This window comes from Mesorhizobium sp. M7A.F.Ca.US.005.03.2.1, from assembly GCF_003997795.1.
In the GTDB taxonomy this organism is placed as follows: domain Bacteria; phylum Pseudomonadota; class Alphaproteobacteria; order Rhizobiales; family Rhizobiaceae; genus Mesorhizobium; species Mesorhizobium ciceri.
Genome location: NZ_RZRP01000285.1, coordinates 1 through 6,938 on the forward strand (window position 1 = coordinate 1; position 6,938 = coordinate 6,938).

A 6,938-nucleotide genomic window follows, 5' to 3' on the forward strand; every position below is an offset into this window, starting at 1 on the left:
GAGACAGTCGATCCCTACGGCCAGGACGACTGGTCGTGCGGCAGCCGGTGATCGGGATCATGGACGGTGACCTTATCGCCTTCGACAAGACTGGCCGGAAAGACCACCAGGTTGGTGCCACCGGCGTGACGCTTTTGTCGATGCGAGCGATCTGGCGCCAGGCACAATCCCATTCCTGCCAAGCGCTGTCCCAGATCTCCGGGTCGAATCCCTGCGAAAGGTCCGCCACCTCAGGCGAGCGTGATCTTGTAGGCGGCAAGCGTTGCCGGCGGGACGATGCTGGCGCCCTGCTTGTATTCGTCAAGAGCCGTCTGGGTCGAACGAGACAGATAGAGTGCTTCGACGCATGGCCGGTTGAAACGACCGCCGTCGATCGCCGCGCCTGCACCGCTGATGGGCAGGAAAGCCCATTTGGGTGTCAGATAGCGATTCGTCTGGACCGACTCGGGTGATCCTCACCCACGCGCCCCATTTTCGAAATCCCGGATGAAGGCCAGGACTGCCTCGACCTGGCCGTCCGCGACGAGTTCGGCAGCCGTGCGATGACCATAGTCGGCAATCGGTTTATTGCGGTACCAAAAGATCGCCTTCTTGACGTCGCCGGTGAGTTCCGTTGCGGCCGAAATCACCTTCACCATCTCGCGCATCCGACCCTGCAGGCGCTCCGACGAGGGATTGCGCAGCGTGTTGCGGTGGACGCCGGTCAACTGCGCCAGGTTGGCCACCTTCACGCCAAGCGCCTGCGACAGGCGCTTCGGCGAGATATAAGGCGTGCGCGGCTCCTGCAGGCTGTCGACAAAACCTGAGACCACTTTCGATTGGGCCAGCTGTGCGTGGGTCATTACAAATCTCCGACCTCTCTCTTACGCACAATATACGCACATTCCTAGGCATAGAAAGAACAGCCTGACGCCTTTCCAGCGCACTGCTTGTGCTTCCCCATCCTCGTAGCGGATCCTAGCTAGCGGCAGCAATGCGCCTTCATCTCGGTCATTCCGTCCGACTTAACCTCCTGCCGAAAGCAGACTGGTTGTTAGCGATGCTGGCGTTGGGATTGCCGTTTGTGTTGGCCGTGAGATCAGTCTCGCGGTTTACTAAAAGCCAGCATTCTCAGAATTTGGTGGGTGAATCTATCCCCCGAAGAATGAGGGGGCGCTAGTACGGGGTAGTGTCGCTCCTTGTTCACACGGATCATTCGGTGATTCCGCTTCGCCTCAAAATGAGACTGACGCGGTCGATCCATATGTGGTTCGTCTCCGCTCCTTCGAGGGCGTTGCCCACGACACGCCAACGCTCAGCTCGTCGATGCGGTGCTGGGTAACGCATGCGGCGAAAGTGCAGACTTTTCAGGCGGAGAGGGAACCCTGCGTGTCTTCGGGATAGACCCCAGTGACGTAGATGGCGACGTGCTGTCTGTTGAAAGCGCGCCGCCCCCACGTATAAAGTCCTCCCCGTCAACAAACTATACGCAAAACTCGAGTATGGGAATTAGTGCAGTTCAATTTCGATTTCAGTGGCAACCGATTCCACTGATGGTTGGGGTTGTTGCTGAGTGGGACGGCGGCTTCGCGCCCCAATCTCCGCCCTCAAACGGGGTTGCACGGTCGCCCGATAGAAGACGCATATTTTGCATTGAAATGGGCGTCTTAGGCTCAAGATATGCATCGCCGGGGCCACCTCCAGAAGACTGCGAATGGATTGGCCAGCAGCACCGCATGATGTCGCGATGCGAGTCGCCGACGGCCTTGGCGAGGTCAATATCTCCTGGAGCGAAATATGGTTATAGATGTAACGTGCCGACGCGCATGACGTAATAAGCGTCAACCGCGGCAGGACGTTGGCGTCAATTCATCAAATCAGGCGATTGCTTTCCGCAAGTTGGCGCGCCCGCCGCATCGTGCCGTCGGTGTCGGCGATCTTTCGTCTTGCGGCTTCGTCGCTTCTGATCGTCAGCCGCTTCGATAGGACTTTTGCGGCCTCGACGATTGGCTCCATCGTTACGACCGGAGCGTCCGGAGTTTTCATGTATCTCATGCTCATTATCCTTTCAGGCAAAAATGAAAGCGAGCGCCGAGCAGATGTCCGCTCCGGCAAGTTAGGCACGGCGACAAAGTTAATTTCTTTACGATCCAGGCCAGCAGTGCTGAACCAAAATCGGAGTTGCCGAGTCGCGGATCAAAAGCACAGCGTAGGCCTGCAACTGATCCTCGGGGATCTGCTTTTCAATGACCGAGTTGTGAACGCGTCGCGCAGAATATTGCAGTCAAAAGTTGAAATAGCATCGGCCGAATGATCGTTGTCCATAATGCGGCTCCCATCGAGGGGCGGGAAAGCGATGGTCGCTCTCAAGCGCCGGTACCGATGTCCCGGCCGGCGACAATGCGACTGTACACACCCACAGCTGGTTAGCGAATCATTCCAGCAGCTTGCCGGTTTGTCAGCACAGGTCAGTCGGGTCGGCCTCGTCCCGCCGCTTGGCGTCCTGATCGTTCAACCGTCTGACCATCTCGTCCGCTTCACCAGCATTAACTCCGACCATGACCTTGTGGCCGGACTCGGCGGGCTGGCCGGTGAAGACGTCGAAAATGGTCCAGCTGTCCGGATGGTCCATCCGAAGCGCGTAGCGGTTGCCATATTCCGAGTCCTCTTGGTTCTCGCCCGCCACCGAGCGGTTCAGGCGTGCACAATGAAAAACACTGCCGCCAGCACAACGACTGTCCACAGGGCCACGCCCAGCTTCGAAACCAGGCTCGCCCTGTGAAGCGAGCCCCTCCCGAATGCTGGCAACCACGTTCTTCATGCTGCTGGATCTGGCCGGCGTCGCCGCAACGGCGACCGGCGGCTTGACCCCAAGCGTGCGGAATACCGGAAGCAGTGTCGGTTCACGCATGGCTTTCTCCTGGCGCCAGGTCCTCAGTATCCCATTCCGCCCATGCCGCCACCGCCGCCACCCGCAGGTGCTGCATCCTTGGCCGGAACGTCGGTAATCATCGCTTCGGCGGTGATCAGAAGGGCTGCGATCGAACCGGCATCCTGGAGTGCGGTGCGCACCACTTTCGCCGGATCGACGATGCCTGCCTTGATCATGTCGACATAGACCTCGTTCTGGGCGTCAAAACCCTGATTGTGGTCCTTGCTGTCGGTGAGCTTGCCGACGACGATTGAGCCTTCGACGCCGGAATTCTCGGCGATCTGGCGGATCGGCGCTTCGAGCGCCCGCAGCACGATCGTGATGCCGGCCGTGACATCGGCATTGGCGCCGGTCAGGCCGCCAAGCGCCGAGCGGGCACGCAGCAGAGCGACGCCGCCGCCGGGCACGATGCCTTCCTCGACCGCCGCGCGGGTGGCGTTCAGCGCATCGTCGATGCGGTCCTTCTTTTCCTTGACTTCCGACTCGGTGACGCCGCCGACGCGGATGACGGCAACGCCGCCGGCGAGCTTGGCCAGCCGCTCCTGCAGCTTTTCCTTGTCGTAGTCTGACGTCGTCTCCTCGATCTGGCCCTTGATCTGAGCGACGCGCGCCTGGATGGTCGCCTTGGTGCCGGCACCGTCGATGATCGTGGTGGTGTCCTTCTCGATCAGCACGCGCTTGGCGCGGCCGAGCATCTCGATGGTGACGTTTTCAAGCTTGATGCCGAGATCTTCCGAGATCATCTGGCCTGATGTCAGCACGGCGATGTCTTCCAGCATCGCCTTGCGGCGATCGCCGAAGCCAGGCGCCTTGACGGCCGCGACCTTGAGGCCGCCGCGCAGCTTGTTGACGACCAGCGTCGCCAGAGCCTCGCCCTCGACGTCCTCGGAGATGATCAGCAGCGGCCTGCCGCTCTGCACCACCGCTTCGAGGATCGGCAGCATCGCCTGCAGATTGCCGAGCTTCTTCTCGTGGATGAGGATGTAGGGCTCTTCCAGCTCGACGCGCATCTTGTCGGCATTGGTGACGAAATAGGGCGAGAGATAGCCGCGGTCGAACTGCATGCCTTCGACGACGTCGAGTTCGGTCTCTGCGGTCTTGGCTTCCTCGACGGTGATGACGCCGTCATTGCCGACCTTGTCCATCGCCTTGGCGATCATCTCGCCGACGCTGGCATCGCCATTGGCGGCGATGGTGCCGACCTGTGCGATCTCGGCCGACGACTTGACCTTCTTGGCGCGCGCCTGGATTTCCTTGACCACGGCGGAAACCGCCTGGTCGATGCCGCGCTTCAAATCCATGGGATTCATGCCGGCGGCGACCAGCTTGGCGCCTTCGCGCAGGATCGAGGCGGCCAGCACCGTGGCGGTGGTGGTGCCGTCACCGGCGAGGTCGTTGGTCTTCGAGGCCACTTCGCGCACCATCTGGGCGCCCATGTTCTCGAACTTGTCGGCAAGCTCGATTTCCTTGGCGACGGTGACGCCGTCCTTGGTGATGCGCGGCGCGCCGTAGGCCTTGTCGATGATGACGTTGCGGCCCTTGGGGCCGAGCGTGACCTTCACAGCATTGGTAAGGATCTCGACGCCGCGCAGCATGCGGTCGCGCGCGTCGGTGGAGAATTTGATTTCCTTGGCAGACATGATTTTTATCCAGTACGTTCGGAGAAAATAAGGTCAGGCAGCTTTCTTGGCGGCCACGGTCTTGTCGGTTGCAGCGGTCTCGCCCTTGTCGATGATGCCAGTCTCGTCCTTGTCGATGACGCCCATAATGTCGGCTTCCTTCATGATCAGAAGGTCCTCGCCGTCGATCTTGACCTCGGTGCCCGACCATTTGCCGAACAGGATGAAGTCGCCGGCCTTGACGTCGAGCGGAACAAGCGCGCCGTTTTCGTCGCGTGCGCCAGGGCCGACAGCGATGACTTCGCCCTCCTGCGGCTTTTCCTTGGCAGTGTCGGGGATGATGATCCCGCCCTTGGATTTGATATCGCCTTCGGCGCGACGAATGACGACGCGGTCGTGGAGTGGCCGAAATTTCATGGGAACTTTCTTTCTGGGGGCCGGCACAGGCGGCCACGCCCCTCCTCTATAGACGCGTTGGCACTCGATAGATAGGAGTGCCAAAAATTATTCGCGTACCAAATTAAATATTCAAAAGTATTATTTCAGCTGGCCGTTTCGTGATATCCGCAGAATGTCAAATAATTCAAAAGATTGAATTTTGCCGATCGAGTGCCTATTTATCGGACAAGTTCACTTTCACGATTTCAGGCACAAGGGAGATTTCTTCGATGGCCGAAGGCAATCAGACGATCATGGAAAAAGCTGAAGCCCGCTTTGTCGACAAGCAGAAGAAGACAGCGGAGAAAAACAAGGCGACCGCCGAATATATGTCCGAGGCAAGAGCCAGGGAGATCAAGACGGCAAGGCTGAGGGAGCTTCGGCTGGCCAAGGAAGAGGCCGATCGTGTCGCCGAGGCCCTCAATCCGACGCCGAAGAAGAAGCGGGTGACCAAGAAAGTCACGGAGGCTACGACATGAGCCTCACCTTCCCCAACCGCAGCCGCAGCTATGACGAGGCGGGCCAGCGCATCCGTTTCGTCGGCCATGACGGCATGTTCCAGATCTCGTTCTCCGTCGCCGCCGACGCCATGGCCAAGATGCGGCCGGGAACCGCGGCCGATGAAGCCGGTTATCTCCAGACATTCGACACCGAGAGCAGCGCCATCCGCGAAGTGGCGTCGAAGGCCTACGACCGCACCCACAAGAGCATGTATGTGCTGACGGCGTCCGATTTCGGCTGATCAGTCCATTGCATGTCGCTCAAAACGACGATTAAAGATCCATCTCCTCGACCATCGCGCGTATCTTCGCAGCCTTTTCGAAATGGTCGAGGCGGTGGGTTCTGATCCACCATTCGGCGGCTTCCATCAGGAGTTCGGGGTTGTCGTTTCTGTTGGCGAAAAACGCATAGAACGACACGCCGACGCCGGCCCCCTTCTCGGAGATCTTGCGGTCGCAAACCTCCAGTATCTTCTGCTTCAGGCTGGCTCTCACGGGAATCCCTTGATTTGCGGTGCGGCAGGCTTCCGCCGGCGGGCCGCTACGGATCAGGCCTTGCGCTCGGCCCGTTCGCGGCGTTTGACATCGCGGACATTCATCTGCACGACCATGTCCTCGGCCTCGCGCGGCCCCATCCCGACCATCACCTTTTGCCGGACCACCGCAGGCTGGCCGGTGAAGACATCGATGATGCTCCAGCTCTGGGGAAGCTCCATACGCAGCGTGTAGCGGTTGGCCATGCCGGTCAGCCTTGCATCGTGAAAAACACGGCGCCCAGGATCAGCACCGTCCAGGCGACGACCGACAGTTTCAGCACCATGCCGCCATGCACGGCCAGAAGCTTCCGCAGGTGCGACACACCTGCCGACGAGGCCGGTGCCGCCGCCAGGGCAGCAGGAGCCTTGAGGCCAAGTTTTCCAAAGACGGGCAGCAGCGACGGTTCACGCACGAAAGGCCTCGAATGTCAGGAAAAAGCGAAGCAAGAACGCTCGACTCCCTTCCATACCACTCTTTTCGCGCGTGCCGGCATGCCAAATGCAAGACAGGACTGCTTTAACGTCCGGTCCGCACCGCCTTCGTAACGCACAAATCTATTCGTGGGGACTGACTGCCCTTGGGGCAGATTGGGACTGCTGTTCGACGCGAAATTTTGGAGGCCTCGCCTCGGAATCGAACCGAGGCTTCAGAGATTTGCCGTCTCCAGCGTAGCCGCTCCGCCACGAGGCCATGGCTGTTGAAGTAGCGGCCAAATATTTACGGAAAGGTTAATCCCGAGGGACTGTTCAGAATTTTCGGCACGATCTTCAGACCGTCCGCCAGCACATATTGCGGCCAGGTTTGCTGCCCGGCAGCGCCAACCCTTTGCCGGGCCTCGCATCCCGCGCACGCTGCGATCCTTCACGCCTCAAGCGGCAGCCCGCCCCGTCTCGACCGAGGGCCTCCAGCACTGCGACTGGCGCTCTTCCCCTG

General features: G+C 59.9%; 11 protein-coding genes and 1 tRNA gene. 3 read left to right on the forward strand and 9 right to left on the reverse strand.

All coding sequences use genetic code 11. The annotated features are described in order from the left end of the window. Nucleotides 1–230: 230 nt before the first annotated feature. Nucleotides 231–422, reverse strand: a complete 192-nt coding sequence (locus tag EN991_RS40920; RefSeq protein ID WP_338101346.1) for an RES domain-containing protein — start codon at nucleotides 420–422, stop codon at nucleotides 231–233. Between the two features lie 33 nt (nucleotides 423–455). Then, entirely contained in the window at nucleotides 456–842 is a 387-nt protein-coding gene (locus tag EN991_RS17115) for a hypothetical protein (protein WP_024504930.1), read from the reverse strand. A gap of 995 nt (nucleotides 843–1,837) precedes the next feature. Between EN991_RS17115 and EN991_RS39895 the strand changes: the two genes are divergently transcribed. Continuing rightward, complete coding sequence (locus tag EN991_RS39895) at nucleotides 1,838–2,293, forward strand: hypothetical protein (protein WP_164769146.1); 456 nt, start codon at nucleotides 1,838–1,840, stop codon at nucleotides 2,291–2,293. Between the two features lie 144 nt (nucleotides 2,294–2,437). Here the strand turns inward: EN991_RS39895 and EN991_RS40925 are convergent, their stop codons facing one another. The 3 genes from EN991_RS40925 to EN991_RS17140 are packed head-to-tail and all read right to left on the reverse strand — an operon-like array spanning nucleotide 2,438 to nucleotide 4,947. Continuing rightward, entirely contained in the window at nucleotides 2,438–2,890 is a 453-nt protein-coding gene (locus EN991_RS40925; RefSeq protein WP_245460988.1) for a hypothetical protein, read from the reverse strand. A gap of 23 nt (nucleotides 2,891–2,913) precedes the next feature. Next, the gene (gene groL / locus EN991_RS17135; RefSeq protein WP_127369189.1) at nucleotides 2,914–4,551 is read right to left on the reverse strand and encodes a chaperonin GroEL; all 1,638 of its coding nucleotides are present in this window, start codon (nucleotides 4,549–4,551) and stop codon (nucleotides 2,914–2,916) included. A 33-nt stretch (nucleotides 4,552–4,584) separates the two neighbouring features. Next, the gene (locus tag EN991_RS17140; RefSeq protein WP_013530533.1) at nucleotides 4,585–4,947 is read right to left on the reverse strand and encodes a co-chaperone GroES; all 363 of its coding nucleotides are present in this window, start codon (nucleotides 4,945–4,947) and stop codon (nucleotides 4,585–4,587) included. Between the two features lie 251 nt (nucleotides 4,948–5,198). On the opposite strand from EN991_RS17140, the gene EN991_RS17145 reads away from it, so the two are divergent. Continuing rightward, nucleotides 5,199–5,447 (forward strand): hypothetical protein, encoded by a 249-nt coding sequence (locus EN991_RS17145; protein WP_127369190.1) that lies wholly within the window; start codon nucleotides 5,199–5,201, stop codon nucleotides 5,445–5,447. Further along, nucleotides 5,444–5,710 carry a DUF1488 domain-containing protein gene (locus tag EN991_RS17150; RefSeq protein ID WP_013530531.1) on the forward strand — a complete coding sequence of 89 codons (267 nt, stop codon included), beginning with the start codon at nucleotides 5,444–5,446 and terminating at the stop codon, nucleotides 5,708–5,710. Before EN991_RS17145 ends, EN991_RS17150 begins: the two co-directional genes overlap by 4 nt. 31 nt (nucleotides 5,711–5,741) lie before the next feature. Here the strand turns inward: EN991_RS17150 and EN991_RS17155 are convergent, their stop codons facing one another. From EN991_RS17155 to EN991_RS17170, 4 genes are all read right to left on the reverse strand, one after another. Beyond that, complete coding sequence (locus tag EN991_RS17155; protein WP_127367757.1) at nucleotides 5,742–5,963, reverse strand: DUF6500 family protein; 222 nt, start codon at nucleotides 5,961–5,963, stop codon at nucleotides 5,742–5,744. Nucleotides 5,964–6,016: 53 nt separating this feature from the next. Beyond that, nucleotides 6,017–6,208: a hypothetical protein gene (locus EN991_RS17160; protein WP_027160878.1), complete on the reverse strand. Its 192-nt coding sequence runs from the start codon at nucleotides 6,206–6,208 to the stop codon at nucleotides 6,017–6,019. A gap of 5 nt (nucleotides 6,209–6,213) precedes the next feature. Beyond that, nucleotides 6,214–6,417, reverse strand: a complete 204-nt coding sequence (locus EN991_RS17165; RefSeq protein WP_027160879.1) for a hypothetical protein — start codon at nucleotides 6,415–6,417, stop codon at nucleotides 6,214–6,216. A gap of 202 nt (nucleotides 6,418–6,619) precedes the next feature. After that, a tRNA-Cys gene (locus EN991_RS17170) sits at nucleotides 6,620–6,695 on the reverse strand. Between the last annotated feature and the right edge of the window lie 243 nt (nucleotides 6,696–6,938).

Bases quoted from the DNA above. Each gene is read 5' to 3' on its own strand.
- EN991_RS17115 (WP_024504930.1), bottom strand. From the start codon at position 842: ATGACCCACGCACAGCTGGCCCAATCGAAAGTGGTCTCAGGTTTTGTC.
- EN991_RS40925 (WP_245460988.1), bottom strand. From the start codon at position 2,890: ATGCGTGAACCGACACTGCTTCCGGTATTCCGCACGCTTGGGGTCAAG.
- groL (WP_127369189.1), bottom strand. From the start codon at position 4,551: ATGTCTGCCAAGGAAATCAAATTCTCCACCGACGCGCGCGACCGCATG.
- EN991_RS17140 (WP_013530533.1), bottom strand. From the start codon at position 4,947: ATGAAATTTCGGCCACTCCACGACCGCGTCGTCATTCGTCGCGCCGAA.
- EN991_RS17145 (WP_127369190.1), top strand. From the start codon at position 5,199: ATGGCCGAAGGCAATCAGACGATCATGGAAAAAGCTGAAGCCCGCTTT.
- EN991_RS17150 (WP_013530531.1), top strand. From the start codon at position 5,444: ATGAGCCTCACCTTCCCCAACCGCAGCCGCAGCTATGACGAGGCGGGC.
- EN991_RS17160 (WP_027160878.1), bottom strand. From the start codon at position 6,208: ATGGCCAACCGCTACACGCTGCGTATGGAGCTTCCCCAGAGCTGGAGC.